The organism is Streptomyces sp. NPDC037013 (genome assembly GCF_055607265.1).
In genome coordinates this window covers 287,420-306,194 of record NZ_JBVJRV010000002.1, presented here as the reverse complement: position 1 = coordinate 306,194, position 18,775 = coordinate 287,420, and the positions used below count along the sequence as shown (strand labels likewise).

Sequence of the window (18,775 nt, the reverse complement as noted above, 5' to 3'; positions counted from 1 at the left end):
ATCTGCGACGATAAACCAATAACAGTCAAGAGACAGACGGGGCAGTGGTGACTGACTACAGGAGCGAAGTCCGACCGAGTGTGATCACCGACTTGGAGACGAAGGTCACCAAGGAGAACTACGGCAAGTTCCTCAAGCGACTGACCTTGCGGAAGCTTCGGGGCTTCACGGACCGAGAGGTCACTTTCGACTTCCCCGTCACCGCTCTGGTCGGGCCAAACGGCGGAGGCAAGACAACCGTTCTGGGGGCGGCGGCACTGGCCTACAAGAGCGTCTCGCCAGGACGGTTCTTCGCAAAGAGCGGCAAGTACGACTCCAGCATGCAGAACTGGTCAATCGAGTACGAAATCATCGACAAAGAGCACACACCGCGGCTATCGGTCTCGCGCACAGCCAGCTTCAAGCAACTGAAGTGGAACCGCACCGCTCTTGAACGCGAGGTTCTGGTGTTCGGAGTCGAGCGGACCCTGCCCGCCACAGAGCGCGCCAAGCTCAAGGCCGCCATTGGTGGATCCTTCGCCGCTGTCCGCGAGGTGACCCTTGCCCCCGAGGTCACGCAGCATGCCGCAAAGATCCTGGCCAAGCCCATCGAGGGGTTCCAGCAGCTCTATGTGGACGCCGCGGAAAGAGTGTCGCTCTTCTCCGGCCTCACCCCTCGGGGGGACGGGTACTCTGAGTTCCACTTCGGTGCCGGCGAGGCGAGCGTCATCCGAATCGTCGCCGAGGTCGAAGCGGCCTCGCCCGGGGCGATGATCCTCATCGAGGAAATCGAGAACGGCTTGCACCCGGTGGCCACTCAGCGCATGGTCGAGTACTTGATCGGTGTCGCCCATCGCAAGTCCTGTCAGGTCATCTTCACCACGCACTCCAACGACGCGCTCGCCCCGTTGCCTTCCAAGGCCGTCTGGGCAGCTCTGCAAGGCAATGTGATCCAGGGGAAGTTGGACGTTAAAGCCCTGCGAACCATTACGGGACAGATCCAGGCCAAGCTCGCGATCTTCGTCGAAGACGACTTCGCCGAGCTCATGGTTCTCACGGCCCTGCGCAGCCATGGTGGCATCGAACTGGACGAGGTCAAGGTGCATGCGATGGGTGGCCACGATCCTGCAATCAAGGTCAACACGCATCACAACATCGACCCCACCGCAACCTATCCGTCGATCTGCATCCTCGACGGCGACCAAGCCGAACGCGCCAATCCGGACAAGGGCATCTTCACACTTCCTGGATCCGGCTATCCCGAAGCCCATGTGCTGGAAAGGGTGTTGGACTGTCTCGACGAGGAAGCAGGTCGGCTAGCTGTGGCCGTCCACCTCGGCCTACATGCACAGGAACGAGTGAAGAAGGTGGTGACGGAGCGTGCACTCACCAACTGGGACCGGCACACGATCTGGGAACAGATCGGCGGCGACCTGGACTTCACCTCGGGCCACATCGTGAAGAGCGCGTTTCTGACGACCTGGGCCCAGAAGTTCCCCGAAGAGGTCAAGACTCTGGTCGAGGCGATCGGCGACAAGCTCCCTCGCCGGGACAGCAACCAACCGTGACCCCCGGCGGCCGCCACGAGCAGAGGGCCGAGTTCGACGGATTCGCATTGCCTCCGTCCACGACGAGGGTCCTGGCAGAATGCGACGTAATCCGAGGGTGCTCAGAAGCCAGGCGTCTATAAGGATTCGAGTCTTGACAGCTAGCGAAGGCAGCGAAGGTGGTGCACCTGAGCCTCGTCCCGGCGACGAGGCGCAGGCAAACTCGCCGACTACGCACGAGGTCGACTTCCCGCCAGTGCAGAACGGCGTCGACTACCTCCACAGCGTCGTCGACCACCTCACCGCCGACGAACAGCCTCACCCGCGGGACCTGAAGTACGCGGTCCTGCACCTGCAGGCGTCCGCGGAGGTCCTCCTCAAGGCCCGTCTGCTGCAGGAACACTGGAGCCTCGTCTTCAAAGACCCCGGTCTCGCCAGCCGCAAGAAGTTCGAGGCTGGCGACTTCGAGAGCTGCACGACCAATGGAGCCATCGCCCGCCTCAAGGACATCGCCGGCGTGACCGTCGACGACAGGGCGGCGAAAAGCCTTGCGGTCCTGTCCCGGTGGCGCAATGCCCTGCAGCACTATGGCCTCAAGGTGAACGCCCGCGCCGTCGACACCCGGGCGGCCCAAGTCCTGGACTTCCTCGTCGCCTTCGTGCACGACCAATTGCTGCCATCCCTGCCCGGCGAAGAGGCTGGCCCGCTCACGTCCGAGCTGGAGCGAGTGCGTACAAGAGTCCTCACCATCAAGTCCTTCATTGATACACGGCTCAAGCGCCTGACTGACGAGCTGAAGGACGTCAAGGACCGCACCGTGGAGTGCTGCTCCTGCGGCGAGGCCACACTCGTGGTCGGCGAGGGGTCGAAACCCCTCTCCTGTCGCTTCTGTCACGCCACCTGGGACGATCCCAACCATGCAGTCACCGAGTACATCGACACGTTCGATGTCAATATGGACGGCAATGTTCAGTCATGCCCGAACTGCAACGCGTACGCACTGCTGGTCGACGGGGCGAGAGTCGCCCAGGCACCTGAGGAACGCCGGTCACTGTGCTTCTCCTGCAGTGCGGATTTCGACGAACTAGCCCAGTGCAGCGAGTGCCTGGACACGTATGTCCCCGCCTCCGAGGACGATCTCGGCCTGTGCGAGGACTGCTTAGGCGCCTGATTCGCCAAGTTCTGACGGCCTGTAGCAAAGACACAGCGGTCGCGATGACCGCAGCGACCACCCTGTAGAAGTGGTCGTCGACGCCGAGACCAGCGGCCACCACGGCGTGGCTTGGACTGCCCGAGCAGGCCCCGGACCGCTACGGGCACGGGGGACGTCTCGCGGTCGCTGGGGGAGCATCCGCCCTATCGCGTCGACGCAGAAGGGGTAGGCGGCCCGCGCCGTTGCACGCTTCGCGAAGGAGACCCAGTGACGACGCACCCGTACATCGAGGCGGAGAAGTAGAGCACGCACCCAAACGAGCGTGTGAGCTGCTCGAGGTCTCCCGAACCGCCTTCCACGCCCGCCACACCAGCGCTCCGGGCGCACGGCTCGTGAGGCCGAACTGACCGAGCAGATCACCACCCAGCCCTCGGATCATCGCCGTCGTCAAGGATGCCCACGCGCTCCTCAACTCCTGACCAGCCCGTGGCCGCGCGCAAGCAGATACCGCTACCCCAGCCCGCGAAGAAACGGACAGGCCGATGAGAAGAACCGCAGGACAGACCGATGAGAATCCACCCCGAACTGCAGCTCAGCGACGCCCGCTCCGACAAATGTAATGGGAACCTACATCTACGCGCGCGTGCCCGCATCCTCGGCAGGATGCGGGCACGCGCGCGTAGAGGGTGTCCGCCGCTCAGGGGCCCAAAGCGGCGGGAGCACTCAGGTCCAGAGCACGGCGATGAAGATGTTCGCCACGGTCAGCAGGCCGACCGCGCCGAAGAGGCCCTTGTCGATCTTCTCGTCGTCCCGCTTCACGTAGACCAGCGCGAGGATCACGATCAGGACGGCCAGCTTGATGCCGATCTTGAGGTTGTTGACCGCGTTGTCGTCCGCCTGGTTGAGGCCCACCAGGACCACACCGGTGACAAGCATGGTCAGCGCGCCGTGCAGCATGGCGGGGCTGAACCGGGCCGCGCCCTGGCCCATCTGCTTCATCTGGGTCAGGAAACCGCCCAGGAGCGAGGCGATGCCGATGATGTGCAGGCCGACGAAGAGATGGATGAGTACGTCCATGGGGCCGGAGCCTAGCCGGGACGGCCGCCGCTCCCGGCAGCCACCCCCGTACCACTGGTCCCTCGCGGGCGCGTCGTAACGGGGCCATCGGTCAGAGCCGCGTTCGAAGCGGGCACGGCCCCCCGAGCCGACCGGTCACAGTTGGTCACCACATCGCCCGCTTACGTCAATAGCGCACAATCCGTCACCAACCCGTGACGGTCAGGTTTAGCGTCCTCCCTCAGGTGACCGGCTCCCCACCGCCGTCCGAACCCGGGACGGCCGCCGGCCACCACCGCCGAGAAACCCGGCGGCGGTCCGCTCCCCCTGTGCGGGCCGTCGCCGGACACGTAAGGAGCCCTATTCGTGGCAGCGCACCGCAAGCCCAGGCGGCGCTCGCTCAGCGGCAGCACGGCCCGCACCGCCGCCACCCTCGCCCTCGCAGCAGCCGCCACCGCGACCGCCTTCGACGGCACGGGGCACGCGGACCCGCGGCTCGGCCCGGCCGAGGTGAAGTCCAGGGTCGACGCGCTCTACCGGGAGGCGGAGACGGCCACCGAGAAGTACAACGGCGCGAAGGAGAAGGCCGAGAAGGCCGAGAAATCACTCGGCGAGCTGCGCGACGAGGCGGCCCGCAAGACGGAGAAGCTCAACGCCGCCCGCGACGACCTGGGTTCGTACGCCGCCGCGCAGTACCGCGCGGGCGGCATCGACCCCTCCCTCCAGCTCGCGCTCTCCTCCGACCCCGCACAGTTCCTGGACCGCGCGGCACGCGCCGACCGGGCCGGCGACCGGCAGGCCCTGGCCCTGCGCGACGTACACAGGCAGCTGCGCGAGCTGAGCCGGCTGCGCGGCGAGGCCGACGACCGCCTGGCCGTCCTCCGCGCACGCCAGGCGGAGTTGAAGAAGCACAAGAAGACGATCACCGGAAAGCTCGCCGAGGCCAGGCGGCTGCTGTCCCGGCTCACCGCCGAGCAGCGTGCCGACCTGACCGGTCCCGACGGCGGCCCGGTGGCTGGACGGGCGGGCGGCGACCACGCCACCCGGTCGAGCGCGCGCGAGGCGGCCCCGGTCGCCGCCAAGGCTCCCGACTCCCGTGCCGCGTCCGCCGTCGCGTACGCGTACAAGGCGCTCGGCAGCCCGTACGTCTGGGGCGCCACCGGACCGAACGCCTTCGACTGCTCCGGGCTCACCCAGGCCGCCTACCGCTCGGCGGGCGTCTCACTGCCCCGCACCACCTACGCCCAGATCGGCGCGGGCAAGCGGGTCTCCCGCTCCGAACTGCGCCCCGGCGACCTGGTCTTCTTCTACTCCGGCATCAGCCACGTCGGCCTCTACGTCGGCAACGGTCAGATGATCCACGCCCCCAACCCCAGCGCTCCGGTACGGCTCGCGCCGATCGACCAGATGCCGTTCGCCGGGGCCACCCGCGTCACGTGAACCCCGGCGCCTCCCGCCCGTCGCGGTCAGCGGCGGGTGACCGTCGCGATCAGCGGGAGACCGACCGGTGATGATCCACCAGTAATGTCGGGTGCATGCCTAGCCGTACGCTGCCGCCGCCCCCGCCACCCGTACATCTGCGCACCTGGCCGGACCGGCAGACGCTGCTCACCGACCGCGGCATGGCCCTGGAAGAGCTCCGCAGGCGGCACCTCGGAGTGGGCAGGCTCCTGCTGCTGTGGCTGTGCGGGCTCGGTGCCGCACTCGGCTGGGCGCTGCTGGTCGAGCCGTTCGCGTTGCTCGCGGACGAGGACATCACCGGCTTCATCGTCGGTCCGATCCTCGCCGTCCTCGGTCTGGGGGTGCTGGTCCCGGCGGTGATCGGCATCGTCCTCGGCTTCCGCCGCGACCGGCGGATACGCGAACTCACCGACGACTGGCTCGCCCTGGACAGCGACCCCGCCTCCGACGCCCGGCTGCGCTCCCCCGCGCTGAGCCTCCTCTGGCTCCTGTCGTCCCTCGCCGTGTGCGCGCTCGGGCTGTGGACCTCCTTCGCGGCGGCCGCGTACGCCGAGCCGGGGCGCGATACGTACACCGACGTCGCCCTCGGCATGGGCGTCGGCCTGATCGTGTGGCTGACGGGCCTCATCGGCGCCGTGAAGGCCGTCGGCCACTACCGGTGGGCGCTGCGGAAGCCGGGCCCCGCGGCACCGGCGGCGAGAGCCGCGCACCGCTGAGCGCCACCGCGCGCCGCCGGGGCGTCGCGGCGCGCCGACCGGTCAGACCAGCCGTCGCGCCGTCGCCCACCGCGTCAGCTCGTGGCGGTTGGACAGCTGCAGCTTCCGCAGGACCGCCGAGACATGCGACTCGACCGTCTTCACGGAGATGAACAGCTGCTTGGCGATCTCCTTGTACGCATAGCCGCGCGCGATGAGCCGCAGCACCTCGCGCTCGCGCTGGGTGAGGCGGTCCAGGTCCTCGTCGACCGGGGGCGCGTCGGTGGAGGCGAAGGCGTCCAGGACGAACCCCGCGAGGCGCGGCGAGAACACGGCGTCGCCGTCCTGCACGCGGAAGATGGAGTCCACCAGGTCGGTGCCGGTGATGGTCTTGGTGACATAGCCGCGGGCACCGCCCCGGATGACGCCGATGACGTCCTCGGCGGCGTCGGAGACCGACAGTGCGAGGAAGCGCACCGGACTCTCCGCGTCCGCCATCAACGGCGCGCAGCGGCGCAGGACTTCGACCCCGCCGCCGCCGGGGAGGTGCACGTCCAGGAGGACGACCTCGGGGCGGGTGGTCGTGATGACCGTGACCGCCTGGTCGACGTCGGCGGCCTCGCCGACGACCTCCACACCGGTGACGTCGGTCCGGCCGATCTCCGCCTGCACCCCGGTGCGGAACATCCGGTGGTCGTCGACCAGGACGACTCGCACGCGACGCCCATCCGCACCGCCGCCCTCGTCCGACCCGGTCGGCTCCGTGGGCCCATTGGCCCCGGTCGCGTCGCTCATGTCGTCGCCGTCCTCTCCATCTCCAGCTCGACTTCCGTACCGCCGCCGGGCACGGCGCGCAGCCGTGCCGTGCCGCCATTGCGCTGCATGCGGCCGATGATCGATTCTCGTACGCCCATGCGGTCGTCGGGCACGGAGTCCAGATCGAAGCCGGGGCCGCGGTCCCGGACGGACACGAACACCGTCTCTCCCTCGACTTCGGCGAAGACCTGCACCGCGCCGCCCTCGCCACCGTACTTGGCGGCGTTCACCATGGCCTCCCTCGCGGCCTGCATCTGCGCCGTCAGCCTCTCGTCGAGCGGGCAGTCGCCGACCACGACGACCTCTATGGGGACGCCGTGCTTGTCCTCGACCTCGGCGGCGCTGCGGCGGACCGCCTCGGCGAGGGTGTCGGGCTCCTCGTCCTCGTCCTTGCCGGTGCCCTCGGGTTTGTAGAGCCAGGCGCGCAGGTCGCGCTCCTGGGCGCGGGCGAGCCTGCGCACCTCGCCCGGGCTCTCCGCGTTGCGCTGGATCAGGGTCAGGGTGTGCAGCACGGAGTCGTGGACATGCGCGGCGACCTCGGCTCTCTCCTGGGCGCGGATGCGCATCAGCCGCTCTTCCGAGAGGTCCTGCATCATGCGGACGAGATAGGGGCCGGCGAGCAGCGCCACGCCGACCAGGACGGCGAGCGAGGCCTGCAGGACGGCGCCCAGGTGCGCGGCGGAGCCCTGCAGCACGAAGATGCCGGAGACGCCGGCGCCGACCAGGAGCACTCCGGCCGCCGAGCGGGCGAGGGTCAGGGTGCGCCTGCGGCGGCCGACGGCCATCCAGCGGGCCCTGCGGGCATTGTCGGCCTGCCGCCAGACGAGGGCGACACCGGCGGCGACGAGCAGCGTGGGGACGACATACGCCTTGGTCGAGCCGTCCAGGTCGACATTGCCGACGAAGACCATGGCGACGACGACCATGGCGAGCAGCGCGACGAGCTGGCCCTTGTCGGGCTTGCGGGCAACGAGCTTGCGGCGGCCGTCCGGTGTCATCTCCGTCGTGACGGCCGCGGGCGGGCGCTCGGCGTCCACGCCGCCCACGCCGAGCGGGACGAAAAACCAGAACGCCGCGTACAACAGGGCGCCGAGACCGTCCGCCGTGAACAGCCCGACGAAGATCAACCGGACCCAGATCACGGGCAGCCCGAGATGCCCCGCCAGACCGCGCGCGACCCCGCCCAGCCAACGCCCGTCGCCGCTGCGATAGAGCTTGCGCAGCGGTCGGACGTCGTCGAGGGGCGGTGCAGCGGCTTCCGGCATGTCATCGATGTTCACACGCGGGCGCGGGTACGAGCATCAGGGGCGATCCCCGAGACTTCCCTGATCTCGGCCCCTGCCCGGACCCTGTCAGGGGTGCGACCCGAGGAGTCTCAGGGGCGATATCAGGGTTCGTCCAGGGTCGTCCCGACTGCCGCGGCGGCCTCGCGGCCGTCACCATGGACGCATGACAGATCAGCAGCCCGCCGAGACGGAGACCGAGGCCGCCCTCCGCGATGCCGTGCGCGCCGCGGAGGGCGAGTGGGGCGTCCCCGCGGGCGCTCACCTGTCGGGGCTGCCCGCCGAGCCGCGCAAGTTCCGCCGCGACCGCCGGCACAAGAAGATCGGCGGCGTCTGCGCCGGGCTCGGCCGGATGTGCGACATGGACCCGGTGATCTTCCGCATCGGCCTCGCCGTGCTGGCGATCACCAGCGGCCTCGGCCTGGTGTTCTACGGCTTCGCGTGGCTCTTCGTGCCGTACGAGGACGAGGAGGAGAACGAGGCGCGCAGGCTCCTCTCCGGCCGGGTGGACGGCCAGGCCCTGACGGCGGTGCTCTTCGCCCTGGTCGGCTGCGGCGTCTTCCTCACCCTGTTGAACAACGGCGGGGCGCTCACCTTCGCCGCCGTCCTCGCCCTGCTCCTCGCGGGCGCGGGGTACTGGTCGCAGCAGCGGGACACCCTCGACACCGACCCGGTGGCGGCGCAGGCCGCGGCGGACGCCCCGCCCGAGGCGCAGGCGCCGCCGGTGACCGGCGGCCCTTCCTGGTGGCGCGACCCGATAGTGAAGGACGGCACGTACCACGGGAGGCCGGGCTATTTCTGGGGCCCCGAGGGCCTAGACGTCACCTATGAGCCGACGGGACACCGGCCGTGGCCGCGCCGCGTGACCGAGCCCCCCGCCGCGTCCGTCGCCACGCCCAAGCCCCGCGGGCCGCGCTGGATCGGCGGCTGGGTGTTCCTGTTCGCCCTGCTGGCAGGTGGCCTCGGCACCGGCCTGACCTGGGAGGACCACCCGCTCGGCACGACGCTGCAGACCGGCCTGGCGGCCGCGCTCGCGGTCCTCGGCCTCGGCATCGCCATCAGCGCGTTCCTCGGGCGCACCGGCGCCGGCTCGATCGTGCTCGCGGTGCTCACCGCCGGCCTCCTCGCGGGCGCGGCGGCCCTCCCGGAGAACATCACCACGCACTACGCCCGCACGGACTGGATACCGGCCGCGGCGACGGACGTCCGCCCCCAGTACGAGCTGGGACTCGGCAGGGGCACGCTCGACCTGAGCGGGATCGAGGTCGGCAAGGACAAGACGGTGAAGACCCACGTCGAGGTCGGCGCGGGTGACCTGAGGGTGATCGTGCCGAAGGACGCCACGGTCCGGCTGAACGCGGAAGTGGGCGTCGGCGACATCGTGTTGCCGGACGACAAGAGCAAGGACCTGGACATCGCGCCGGGCCGTGAGAAGAAGGTGACGCTGGAGCCGTCCGCGGGCGGCAAGGACGGCGGCACGATCGATCTGCACCTGGAAGTCGGTGTCGGACAAGCGAAGGTGACCCGTGCTACGTCATGAATTCCACCCCGGCAAGCTCATCGCCGGCCTCTTCCTCCTGGCGGTCGCCGTCGTGTACGCGGGCGACGCGGGCGGCGCCTGGGACGCGCCGTGGTTCGTCGCGCTGCCGCTCGTGATGGCAGGCCTCTTTTTCGCGGGTGTGGCGGCGGCGATCCATGGGATACGCCCGCGGGGAGCCGCCCGCGCGGGCGGACGACCCGGGGGCGCCGGGGCCTCGCGGGACTAGGGCGTGTCCGCGAAGTCGCGTCGTTCGCCCGGAGGGCGTGGTCCGCGGTGTCTGGTGCGTGTGATCGCAAGGCGGAGGGTCGCCCTCGTACCGGGCGTACTCGGGCGGGCCCGACAACGCGGCGAGCGCGCGTGCCAGGCGTCGCGGGCCGGACGCGACTTCACGGACACGCCCTAGGGTCCGTCGGCTCTCGCGCGGCGGCGGGCGGTGCGCAGGGCGTCGACGGAGTACACCGCGGCCCCGGCGAGCACCAGCGGCAGCCATGCCATCAGGTAGGCCAGGTCGTTGCCGTAGTAGTACGGCTCCTCGTGCCAGCTCACGGTCAGCCAGAGGCTGAGCGAGATGAAGGCCCCGCCGAGCGCGGCGACGCGCGCGAAGAGGCCGATCAGGGTGCCGATGCCGACGGCCAGTTCCCCGAGGGCGATGGCGTAGCCGAAGCCGACGGGACTCTTCAGGGAGAGGTCGACGAGCGCGGGGACGGCGGAGATGTCGCGGACGCCCTCCATCTGCGCGCCGATCGACCCCGGGCCGCTCGCCTGCATGAAGGCGCTGTCGGTGAGCTTGTCCAGACCGGCGTAGATGAAGGTGACGCCCAGGAAGATCCGCAGGGGAAGCAGGGCGTGGCGGGCGGCGGCCTCCCGCCGGTCGTCGCGCCTGACGTGGCTGGTGTGGTGGGTGGGGCTGTGCGCCCGTATGCCGTGCGTCATGGCACTCCGCCTTTCGCGTTGTCCCGTCTACTGACGATACGGACGAAGCAGGAGCGCTGCTCAACGACGTGCGGAGCACTTCACGGCACGGGGCCGAATGGGGCTCTGGTGCCCAGACGGGGAGGGGGGTGGAGAGGAGGCTGGGGAGGGGGTCAGTCCGTGACGTCCATGGTGACGCGGTTCGTCTCGACGCCCGCGGCCGTGACCACCTGGACGTCGACGCGGCCGGGTTCGACGTCGACCGGGACGGGGACGGTCAGCACCGCGTCGGTCGGGTTGGTGAAGCCGCCGGGGACGGGCACGAGCGGCACATGGACGTGCACGGCGCCGATGCGGACGACCGTGCGGGCGAGCCGGTCGGCAGCTCCGGCGCCGGGCGGGACGAAGCCGGCGCCGCGGATCTCGATGTCGTCGCCCGTGCGGATGGGGGCGTCGAGGTCGCCGGCCTCCCGGGCGCGGACGACGGAGTGGATCACCGGTCGGCCGCCTTCGGCGTACTTCCCCGCCAGGTACGTGGCGGCCGAGACGAGGACGAGCAGGGCGAGACCCCACGGCAGGTCGGGGAGCTGCCCGGGCCGCCGGGCGAGGCGGACGGCCGCGAAGACCAGGGCGACGGCGCTGATCAGGACGTACTGCGCGTCGGTGAAGCTGCCCCGGCCCGCGTCGTCGGTGAGCGGGTCGGCGGCGCGCGGCCGGTCGGCCCGCACCTTCTGCAGCCGCTGGCCGAGCACCCGCAGGCCGACGACCCTGCGCACCAGGACCGCGGCCGTGCACACCACGGCGAGGACGGTCACGGTGCCCGCGGCGCGGGCGAGTTCGAGGCCGGCGATCAGGTCGTCGCGCTCCCGGTGCCCGGAGGCCACGGCCAGTTCGCCGGCGAGGACGAGGACCGCGAAGACGACGAGGAGCACCCAGGAGGCGGCCACTGCACGCGAGGTGGAGAGCCGGTTGTCCTCGCCGATCACCGGCGCGAGGACTCCGCCGCGCGCCCGGTGGGCGTATGCCGTGGCGGTCAGCAGCCCGCCCACGACCAGCGCGGCCAGCAGGCCGGCCGTGCGCGCGGCCGTCCAGCCGGTGCCGATCGCGGTGAGCGCCTGGACGAGGAGCAGCACCGCGCAGGCGCCCCAGACGACACCGAGGGTGCGCGTCCACAGCCGTCGCAGCCACGCCTCGCCCTCGGCCCTGCTGCGCTCGGCGACGTCCCGCGCGGACTGGGTCAGCTCGTCCGAGACCCACTGCCGTGAGGCGCCGGCCGAGTGGGCGACGGCGGCGGGCAGCCCTTCGCCTGCCGCGAGTCCGTCCCGTTTGGTGAGGAACGCGGCCACGGCGCGCCGGTGCCCCTCGCGCGCCCCGTGCGGGCATCCGCCGCACGTGCAGCCGCCCCCGTGCGCGCCCTGCCTCGCCTCCTGCACCGCCACCGCGTACGCCGCCTTCCCCACCCTTGAGGCCGCCGGGGCGGCTTCACCTGAACTTCCTTGCAGAGAAAGGGAATTGTGCCGTACTGAAGGGCGAACGAATCCCCGGGGTCAGGTCAGCGGGGGTGAAAGACCGGGCGCCTCGTTGACGCCCAGGTCGGCGGGCAGGGCAGGGTGCGGGATGGGGTGTGGGGCGGGGTCCCGGTCATGCCAGCAGGTCGGGTTCGCTGCGGCTGATGTCCTGCCACAGGGACTGGTAGTTGATCCAGGCGACCAGGTCGCTGCCGAGCTGCTCGCGGGTCTGCACCGCCTGCTTGTGGCCGATCAGCACGGGCCGCCCGGCCGCTCGCGCGCTCAGCTGGACCTGGCAGGAGCGTTCCATGGAGATGAACCACCAGGCGGCGGCGTCGACGGAGTCCCCGACGGTGAGCAGGCCGTGGTTGCGCAGGACGACCGCCTTGTGCCCGCCGAGCGCGGCCGCGATCCTGCGGCCCTCCTCGGCGTCGACGACGACACCGGTGTAGCCGTCGTACAGCGCGTGGCTCTCGTAGAAGGCGCATGCCTCCTGGGTGATCGGGTCGAGGAGTTCGCCGAGCGTGGAGAGCGCGCGGCCGTGCAGCGAGTGGCAGTGCGCGACGGCGACGACGTCGGGCCGCGCCAGATGGGCCTGGGCGTGGACGGTGAACGCGGCCTGGTTGACGTAGTGGCGCCCCTGCACCACCTGCCCCTCGGCGTTGGCGAGGACGAGGTCGCCGACGGTGATGTGCTTGAAGGGCATCCCGAAGGGGTTCACCCAGAAGCAGTCGGTGTACTCGGGGTCGCGGGCCGTGATGTGGCCGGAGACCCCGTCCTCGTAGCCGAGCCTGCCGAAGATCCGCAGTGCGCCGGCGAGCCGCTCCTTGCGGTGTCGCCGCTCGTCCGCCACGGACTCGTGGACGGGCGGCATCGCGAACTGCAACCGCTCGACGGGTATCGGTGTGGGCGCCTGCATGTGTCCTCCATCCCTGGCTGTACGAGGCGGAAGGTACCGGTGGTGCGTACAGGAGAACAGAGGGTGTCGATCAGGAGAGCAGGAGGATGTCGGATCAGCGCCGGCATAAAAGACGACAGGGGATGTCGGGTATCGGTGTCACACTCTGCGTATGTCGTCCAACTGGGAAGCCTTCACCACCGCGGATCCGGAGCTCGCCAAGACGGTCGAGCAGCGGTTCGCCGCGTTCACCCACCATGTCCTCGCGACGCTCCGCAAGGACGGTTCGCCGCGCACCAGCGGGCTCGAAGCCCGTTTCCTCCACGGCGAGTTGTGGCTCGGCATGATGCCGAACTCGCTCAAGGCACTCGATCTGCGCCGGGACCCGCGGTTCGCGCTGCAGGCGAATCCGGGCGCGGACGCGGAGATGGCCGGGGGCGACGTGCGGATCGCGGGCCGGGCGATCGAGGTGCGGGACCGGGAGACCATCGCGCGCTACGCGGACGCGGTCAATCCGCCGGACCCGGACGCCTTCCACCTCTTCCGTGCCGAGCTGACCGAGGTGGTCCGCACCTCCATCGAGGACGGGACGTATCTGATGGTGCAGTTGTGGAAGCCGGGCTCGCCGACCCGCGTCACCAGGCGGACCTGACCGAACGTGCAGACCTGACCAGACATGCGGACCTCACCGCACATGCGGACGGCGCCGCCCACAGAGCTGTGGACGGCGCCGTCTCGGGCGTGCGGGGAGGTCACTCCCACTCGATGGTCCCCGGCGGCTTCGAGGTCACGTCGAGCACGACGCGGTTCACGTCGGCGACCTCGTTGGTGATGCGCGTCGAGATCTTGGCGAGAACGTCGTACGGCATGCGGGTCCAGTCGGCCGTCATGGCGTCCTCGGACGAGACGGGGCGCAGGACGATGGGGTGGCCGTAGGTGCGGCCGTCGCCCTGGACGCCGACGCTGCGGACGTCGGCGAGCAGCACGACCGGGCACTGCCAGATCTCGCGGTCGAGACCGGCCGCCGTCAGCTCCTCGCGGGCGATGGCGTCGGCCTCGCGCAGCAGGTCGAGGCGGTCCTTGGTGACCTCGCCGACGATGCGGATGCCGAGGCCGGGGCCGGGGAACGGCTGGCGCTGGACGATCTCGTCGGGCAGGCCGAGCTCGGCGCCGACCATCCGGACCTCGTCCTTGAACAGCTTGCGCAGCGGCTCGATGAGCTTGAACTCGAGGTCCTCGGGGAGTCCGCCCACATTGTGGTGGGACTTGATGTTGGCGGTGCCGGAGCCGCCGCCGGACTCGACCACGTCGGGGTAGAGGGTGCCCTGGACCAGGAACTCCACCGGCTGGTCGCCGGGGGCCTCGGCGACGATCTCCGCCTGGGCCTGCTCGAAGACGCGGATGAACTCGCGCCCGATGATCTTCCGCTTCTCCTCGGGGTCGGAGACCCCGGCGAGCGCGGCGAGGAACCGCTCCTGGGCGTCGACGACCTTCAGCTGCACGCCGGTCGCGGCGACGAAGTCCTTCTCGACCTGCTCGGTCTCGCCCTTGCGCATCAGGCCGTGGTCGACGTACACGCAGGTCAGCTGCGAGCCGATGGCCTTCTGCACGAGCGCGGCGGCGACCGCGGAGTCCACGCCGCCGGACAGACCGCAGATCGCGCGCTTGGTGCCGACCTGCTCACGGATGGCGGCGACCTGCTCGTCGATGACGTTGCCGGTCGTCCAGTTCGGGGTGAGGCCGGCGCCGCGGTAGAGGAAGTGCTCCAGGACCTGCTGGCCGTGCGTGGAGTGCATCACCTCGGGGTGGTACTGCACGCCGTACAGCTTCTTCTCGTCGTCCTCGAAGGCCGCGACGGGCACGACGTCCGTGGACGCGGTGACCGTGAACCCCTCCGGGGCGGCACTGCACGCGTCGCCGTGCGACATCCACACGGACTGCTCGGCCGGGGTGCCCTCGAAGAGGGTGGAGTCCGCCTTGGAGACGGAGAGCGGCGTACGGCCGTACTCACGCGCGCCGGTGTTGTCGACGGTGCCGCCGAGGGTCGTCGCCATCAGCTGGAAGCCGTAGCACATGCCGAAGACGGGCACGCCGGCCTCGAAGAGCTGGCGGTCGACGCTGGGGGCGTTCTCCGCGTACACCGACGAGGGGCCGCCGGACAGGATGATCGCCGCGGGCTTCTTGGCGAGCATCTCGGAGACGGGCATCGTGCCCGGCACGATCTCGCTGTAGACGCGGGCCTCACGGACGCGACGGGCGATGAGCTGGGCGTACTGCGCTCCGAAGTCGACGACCAGAACGGTGTCGGGAGCGGCGGCAGCGGGGGACGCTGATGGCACGGCGGCGGCCTTCCGGCATTGAGCTTGAGCGGTGCGTGAGCAGAGGCTCGTGCGTGAGCAGGGGGTCTGTGTTTCTCGGTGTTTGTCGATTCTAACGGCCCGGACGTCACCTCCCTCGTCGTATCCGACGGGCCGCGGACCGGGCGCCCTGACCAGGGCGGACCCGGGACGGCGCATGGACAGGCGTCTCAGCATCCGGGCCGTGGGCGGATCCGGATTGACCCGGCACGCGCGCGTGGGGGCATACTGACCCCGTGAACAAGCACCTCGGCTTCCTCTTTACCTATGGTAACCGGCCCACCGGCTGCCATGGTCGAGCTGCTTGATCCACTGACAAGCGACTTACCGGGCGCCCCGGGCCGACAAGGCCCGGGGCGCTCTGTCGTACGCGGGCCCTGCCGCTCCGGGACCCCGGTCCCCCGGACCAGACACCCCAAGGAGCCCCTGATGACCGCCCCCGCCACCACCGCGACCGCTGCCCCCGCCACCCCTGCGACCACCACCCCCGCCCCCACGAACCCGGCCTCCGCCGACAAGACCGGCGCCCGTACCCCCGAGGCCGCGGGAGTCATCGAGAACGCCCGGGAGCGGATCGACGCGCTCGACGACCGGATCATCGGCCTCGTCCAGGAACGCATGGCCGTCTCGGCCGTCATCCAGGAGGCCCGCATCACCTCCGGCGGCCGGCGCGTGAACCTCTCCCGCGAGATGGAGATCCTCGGCCACTACAGGGACGCGCTCGGCAAGCCCGGCACGACGCTCGCGATGACCCTCCTCGAGCTGTGCCGGGGCCGGGTCTGACCACCGCGACGGGACCTGTCACGGGGCCCTCGGCGGGGCCCGCGGCGGCCTGCGGAACTGAGTTCGGATCCGTTCTCACCCGTACGGCGCGTGACCGGTTCCGGGCGGGCTTCGTTGGTCCCGGTGTCCGTGTCAGCCAGGTGCGGGCCCGTAAGAACCACGCGTGGCTCCGCTGGAGCGATGAGGCGTACGGACCGAGTCCGGGCGCCGTGGGACCTCGCTCCAGTGATGTGACCGGACGGCAGGGGACAGCAGCCCGGTCACCCAAGAGAACGGTCGGCTCCGGGGACGCCCGGGGCCGGCCGGCCTCCGTCCCCCTCCCCCTCCCCCTCATCCCTCCTCCGTCCCGGAATCCTCCCGGCATTCCCGTCCCGTACGCCTGTGGCCGTGCCCCCTCACGGACGTTCCGCGCCGGACATGGCCGAAACCCCTATAGACGCGGTCGCAACGGATGTGGTCGAAACGGTTGCGCAGGCAACAACACATCCAGCACGATGCGTACCGGCTCCTCCATCGAGCGGCGCACTCCCCCGGCGCCGCCCCGAGGCACCGACGCCGCCCTGACGTCGGTGCCGACAGCCAAGGGCCCCGCGGATCCGTCCCGCGGGGCCCTTCGCTCTCGGTGTGACCGGCGGGGCCCTACTCGGCCCGCAACTTCTCCGCCTGCGCCTTGACGATCTTCGCGGGGACGCCGAACTCCTTCGGCTTGAGCAGGTTGATCGAGTAGAAGGCCGCGAGCGTCGAACCGCTGCGTATGACGGTGAAGCTCATCGGCGTCTTCTGGCCCTCGATCACGCCCACGACCTTGTACGAGACGCCGTCGTCGCCCTCCTTGGGGGCGGGCAGCGCCGCGACGTCGCGGTATTTGGAGTCCGCGTGCTCGTAGGCGCCGCACTTCTTCGTGGCCGTCCGCAGGCCGTCCATGATCTTCTCGGCGTCGGCGCGCTCGTGGGCGAGCAGCGCGAGCGAGATGACCGTGGCGTCCAGCTCGTCGGGGCCGGTCAGGGTCCGGCCGACACGGGCCTTGGCCGCGGGCTGGGTGGCGAACATGAACATGTCGGCGAGCGGCTGGCAGGCGGCCGGGTCGGCGGGCACGATCTGCGACGGCATGTCCGCCGCGGACATCTTCTCGAACGTGTACCCCTTGAGGTCACCCTTGCCCAGCACCACCTTCTCCAGGTCGGCGGCGGAGAGCGCGGCCGGCTTCTTCCCGGCCGGCTTCGATGCCCCCGGCCCCTGCGCGGACCCGGTGGGCTTCGACGACTTCCCGCCGTCGTCGCCGCTGTCACCGCTGTCGCTGCCGCACGCTGCGGTCAGGCCGAGCGCGACCGTGACGGACGCGGCCACGAAGGCCCGAGACACAGTTGACTTCACGTTTCCTACCTTCAGTTCTCCCCGGGGCGGGCGACGGCCCGCGCCGAGGCGACATGAAAGCGGCAGACCCACGGCTCCCACCAGCGATTTCCGTAACGATCGGAAACCGCCGAAAAGGTTGTACGCGAGGGGTGTGAGTCAGGTCGCCCGGCGCCCGTGGCCCCGGGAGCCGCTCACGCGCCGAGCTTGGTGAGCTGCGCGTCGACGATCCGGGGAGCGACCTTCGGCGCCTCGTCGGCCTTGGGCGTGCCGACGCCCTCCATGCCGCCCCGCTCGGCCTCCCGGTCGCTCTGCACGCCCTCCGGGTCGTACAGGTTCGACGCGTCGAAGACCGCGAGCGTCGAACCGCTGCGCACGACCGTGACGCTCTTCCGGAACACGTACTGGCCCCTGCGGTCGGCGATCTTGTACGAGACGGCCTCGTCGCCCTTGTCCGGCGCCGGGAGGGCCTCGACGCCGAGATAGCGCCGGTCGCCGATGTGGAAGCTGCCGCACTTCTTCGACTTCGATGCGGCGCGCAGGTCGGCCATGGCCCGCTCGGCGTCGGCCCGGCCGTAACCGGAGAGGCCGACCTCGGTGGTGGTGACGTCCTTGTCCGACCCGGCGGTCAGGACGCGGGTCACGCGGCTCTTCGCCTTCGTCCTCGCGGGGGCGGCGAGCGGGGCGCACTCGGCGGGCGCCGCCTTCCCCGCGGGCGGCGCCGCGGCGCCCGAGCCCGACGCGTCCGGCGTCTCGACCTTGTAGCCCTTGACGTCGCCGGCCGTCAGCGCCGCCTTCTCCAGCTTCGGGGCGGCGGCGCCGGCGTGCGGCTTCTCCCGCTTCCCGTCGCCGTCACCGCCGCTGCCGCAGGCGGCGCTCGTCCCGAGGACGGCCACGACCGAGACGGCCACCACGGCGCGCGACACAGCTGACTTCACGTTCTGATCCCCCGCTTGCTTCCCGCGTACTTCCGCGTACTTCTCGTTCACTTACGTCTCGCACGGCGCGGAGTCACCCGCACCGCCACTACGAGCTACGACGGAGGAAGATCCGATCCGGTTCCGGAATCACCAGCCCCAGATCCAGAAGCGGAACGGGCTGAGCAGGACGATCGCCAGCGCCATGCCGCCGAGGACGATCACCACGCTCCACACCCGGCGGCCGCGCTCGGACCGCGCGCCGCGGCTCGGGCCCGTCGGCGCCGCCCGCCATTCGTCCGGGCTCCACCGCACGGACTGTGCCTCGCGCCTCGCGCGCCTGCGGCGGAACCGGCCGGCCTGCTCCACCTGCCGGCGCGCGGCCTCCTCGTCGAGGCGCCGCAGCCGCTCGGCCACCATGCGGGCCCGCGCGGACGGTTCCTTCGGCGCGGACGAGCGGATCTCCCGCTCGCTGTCGTTCTCGAACCTCTTCCACACCTCGTCGGGTATGGCCACG

18 protein-coding genes are annotated in these 18,775 nt (G+C 70.6%); 8 read left to right on the top strand and 10 right to left on the bottom strand.

Annotated features, from left to right (window positions below; all coding sequences use genetic code 11):
* Positions 1-92: 92 nt before the first annotated feature.
* Both ACZ7DY_RS06560 and ACZ7DY_RS06555 read left to right on the top strand, forming a co-directional pair.
* Positions 93-1,547, top strand: coding sequence for an ATP-dependent nuclease (locus ACZ7DY_RS06560; protein WP_471130861.1), 1,455 nt, complete (start codon positions 93-95; stop codon positions 1,545-1,547).
* A gap of 133 nt (positions 1,548-1,680) precedes the next feature.
* The gene (locus ACZ7DY_RS06555) at positions 1,681-2,697 is read left to right on the top strand and encodes a hypothetical protein (protein ID WP_471130858.1); all 1,017 of its coding nucleotides are present in this window, start codon (positions 1,681-1,683) and stop codon (positions 2,695-2,697) included.
* A 705-nt stretch (positions 2,698-3,402) separates the two neighbouring features.
* Here the strand turns inward: ACZ7DY_RS06555 and ACZ7DY_RS06550 are convergent.
* Complete coding sequence (locus ACZ7DY_RS06550) at positions 3,403-3,756, bottom strand: hypothetical protein (RefSeq protein ID WP_471130856.1); 354 nt, start codon at positions 3,754-3,756, stop codon at positions 3,403-3,405.
* Between the two features lie 345 nt (positions 3,757-4,101).
* Between ACZ7DY_RS06550 and ACZ7DY_RS06545 the strand changes: the two genes are divergently transcribed.
* Entirely contained in the window at positions 4,102-5,175 is a 1,074-nt protein-coding gene (locus ACZ7DY_RS06545) for a C40 family peptidase (RefSeq protein WP_471130853.1), read from the top strand.
* A gap of 95 nt (positions 5,176-5,270) precedes the next feature.
* Entirely contained in the window at positions 5,271-5,912 is a 642-nt protein-coding gene (locus ACZ7DY_RS06540; RefSeq protein WP_471130851.1) for a hypothetical protein, read from the top strand.
* 42 nt (positions 5,913-5,954) lie between these two features.
* On the opposite strand, the gene ACZ7DY_RS06535 is transcribed toward ACZ7DY_RS06540, so the two are convergent.
* Both ACZ7DY_RS06535 and ACZ7DY_RS06530 read right to left on the bottom strand, forming a co-directional pair.
* Positions 5,955-6,686, bottom strand: coding sequence for a LuxR C-terminal-related transcriptional regulator (locus tag ACZ7DY_RS06535; RefSeq protein WP_471130848.1), 732 nt, complete (start codon positions 6,684-6,686; stop codon positions 5,955-5,957).
* The gene (locus ACZ7DY_RS06530; RefSeq protein ID WP_471130845.1) at positions 6,683-7,972 is read right to left on the bottom strand and encodes a PspC domain-containing protein; all 1,290 of its coding nucleotides are present in this window, start codon (positions 7,970-7,972) and stop codon (positions 6,683-6,685) included. The genes ACZ7DY_RS06535 and ACZ7DY_RS06530 overlap by 4 nt, the downstream gene beginning before the upstream one ends.
* A 184-nt stretch (positions 7,973-8,156) precedes the next feature.
* Between ACZ7DY_RS06530 and ACZ7DY_RS06525 the strand changes: the two genes are divergently transcribed.
* Together ACZ7DY_RS06525 and ACZ7DY_RS06520 are read left to right on the top strand one after the other, a co-directional pair.
* Positions 8,157-9,530 (top strand): PspC domain-containing protein, encoded by a 1,374-nt coding sequence (locus ACZ7DY_RS06525; protein ID WP_471130842.1) that lies wholly within the window; start codon positions 8,157-8,159, stop codon positions 9,528-9,530.
* Positions 9,517-9,756 (top strand): hypothetical protein, encoded by a 240-nt coding sequence (locus ACZ7DY_RS06520; protein WP_471130840.1) that lies wholly within the window; start codon positions 9,517-9,519, stop codon positions 9,754-9,756. The genes ACZ7DY_RS06525 and ACZ7DY_RS06520 overlap by 14 nt, the downstream gene beginning before the upstream one ends.
* 173 nt (positions 9,757-9,929) lie before the next feature.
* Here ACZ7DY_RS06520 and ACZ7DY_RS06515 read toward each other — a convergent pair whose 3' ends face one another.
* The 3 genes from ACZ7DY_RS06515 to ACZ7DY_RS06505 form a co-directional block, all read right to left on the bottom strand.
* Positions 9,930-10,463 (bottom strand): DoxX family protein, encoded by a 534-nt coding sequence (locus ACZ7DY_RS06515; protein ID WP_471130838.1) that lies wholly within the window; start codon positions 10,461-10,463, stop codon positions 9,930-9,932.
* A 152-nt stretch (positions 10,464-10,615) separates the two neighbouring features.
* Positions 10,616-11,881 (bottom strand): hypothetical protein, encoded by a 1,266-nt coding sequence (locus tag ACZ7DY_RS06510; protein WP_471130836.1) that lies wholly within the window; start codon positions 11,879-11,881, stop codon positions 10,616-10,618.
* Positions 11,882-12,083: 202 nt separating this feature from the next.
* Positions 12,084-12,869, bottom strand: a complete 786-nt coding sequence (locus ACZ7DY_RS06505) for a class II aldolase/adducin family protein (RefSeq protein WP_471130833.1) — start codon at positions 12,867-12,869, stop codon at positions 12,084-12,086.
* A gap of 151 nt (positions 12,870-13,020) precedes the next feature.
* Here ACZ7DY_RS06505 and ACZ7DY_RS06500 point away from each other — a divergent pair, with 151 nt between their 5' ends.
* Positions 13,021-13,500, top strand: a complete 480-nt coding sequence (locus ACZ7DY_RS06500) for a pyridoxamine 5'-phosphate oxidase family protein (protein ID WP_471130831.1) — start codon at positions 13,021-13,023, stop codon at positions 13,498-13,500.
* A gap of 100 nt (positions 13,501-13,600) precedes the next feature.
* Here the strand turns inward: ACZ7DY_RS06500 and guaA are convergent, their stop codons facing one another.
* Positions 13,601-15,187, bottom strand: a complete 1,587-nt coding sequence (guaA, locus tag ACZ7DY_RS06495) for a glutamine-hydrolyzing GMP synthase (protein ID WP_471130828.1) — start codon at positions 15,185-15,187, stop codon at positions 13,601-13,603.
* 447 nt (positions 15,188-15,634) lie between these two features.
* Here guaA and ACZ7DY_RS06490 point away from each other — a divergent pair, with 447 nt between their 5' ends.
* Complete coding sequence (locus tag ACZ7DY_RS06490) at positions 15,635-15,988, top strand: chorismate mutase (protein WP_471130825.1); 354 nt, start codon at positions 15,635-15,637, stop codon at positions 15,986-15,988.
* A gap of 639 nt (positions 15,989-16,627) precedes the next feature.
* Here the strand turns inward: ACZ7DY_RS06490 and ACZ7DY_RS06485 are convergent.
* The 3 genes from ACZ7DY_RS06485 to ACZ7DY_RS06475 form a co-directional block, all read right to left on the bottom strand.
* Positions 16,628-17,362 carry a hypothetical protein gene (locus ACZ7DY_RS06485; protein ID WP_471130822.1) on the bottom strand — a complete coding sequence of 245 codons (735 nt, stop codon included), beginning with the start codon at positions 17,360-17,362 and terminating at the stop codon, positions 16,628-16,630.
* A 173-nt stretch (positions 17,363-17,535) separates the two neighbouring features.
* A complete protein-coding gene (locus ACZ7DY_RS06480; RefSeq protein WP_471130820.1) occupies positions 17,536-18,279 on the bottom strand; it encodes a hypothetical protein in 744 nt (247 codons plus the stop codon).
* 129 nt (positions 18,280-18,408) lie between these two features.
* The gene (locus ACZ7DY_RS06475) at positions 18,409-18,774 is read right to left on the bottom strand and encodes a hypothetical protein (protein WP_471130818.1); all 366 of its coding nucleotides are present in this window, start codon (positions 18,772-18,774) and stop codon (positions 18,409-18,411) included.
* Position 18,775: the final 1 nt, after the last annotated feature.

What these genes read in the sequence shown, in the direction of transcription:
- ACZ7DY_RS06535 (WP_471130848.1), bottom strand. Translation starts at nt 6,686, where the DNA reads ATGAGCGACGCGACCGGGGCCAATGGGCCCACGGAGCCGACCGGGTCG.
- ACZ7DY_RS06540 (WP_471130851.1), top strand. Translation starts at nt 5,271, where the DNA reads ATGCCTAGCCGTACGCTGCCGCCGCCCCCGCCACCCGTACATCTGCGC.
- ACZ7DY_RS06505 (WP_471130833.1), bottom strand. Translation starts at nt 12,869, where the DNA reads ATGCAGGCGCCCACACCGATACCCGTCGAGCGGTTGCAGTTCGCGATG.
- ACZ7DY_RS06515 (WP_471130838.1), bottom strand. Translation starts at nt 10,463, where the DNA reads ATGACGCACGGCATACGGGCGCACAGCCCCACCCACCACACCAGCCAC.
- ACZ7DY_RS06550 (WP_471130856.1), bottom strand. Translation starts at nt 3,756, where the DNA reads ATGGACGTACTCATCCATCTCTTCGTCGGCCTGCACATCATCGGCATC.
- ACZ7DY_RS06490 (WP_471130825.1), top strand. Translation starts at nt 15,635, where the DNA reads ATGACCGCCCCCGCCACCACCGCGACCGCTGCCCCCGCCACCCCTGCG.
- ACZ7DY_RS06500 (WP_471130831.1), top strand. Translation starts at nt 13,021, where the DNA reads ATGTCGTCCAACTGGGAAGCCTTCACCACCGCGGATCCGGAGCTCGCC.
- ACZ7DY_RS06525 (WP_471130842.1), top strand. Translation starts at nt 8,157, where the DNA reads ATGACAGATCAGCAGCCCGCCGAGACGGAGACCGAGGCCGCCCTCCGC.
- ACZ7DY_RS06530 (WP_471130845.1), bottom strand. Translation starts at nt 7,972, where the DNA reads ATGCCGGAAGCCGCTGCACCGCCCCTCGACGACGTCCGACCGCTGCGC.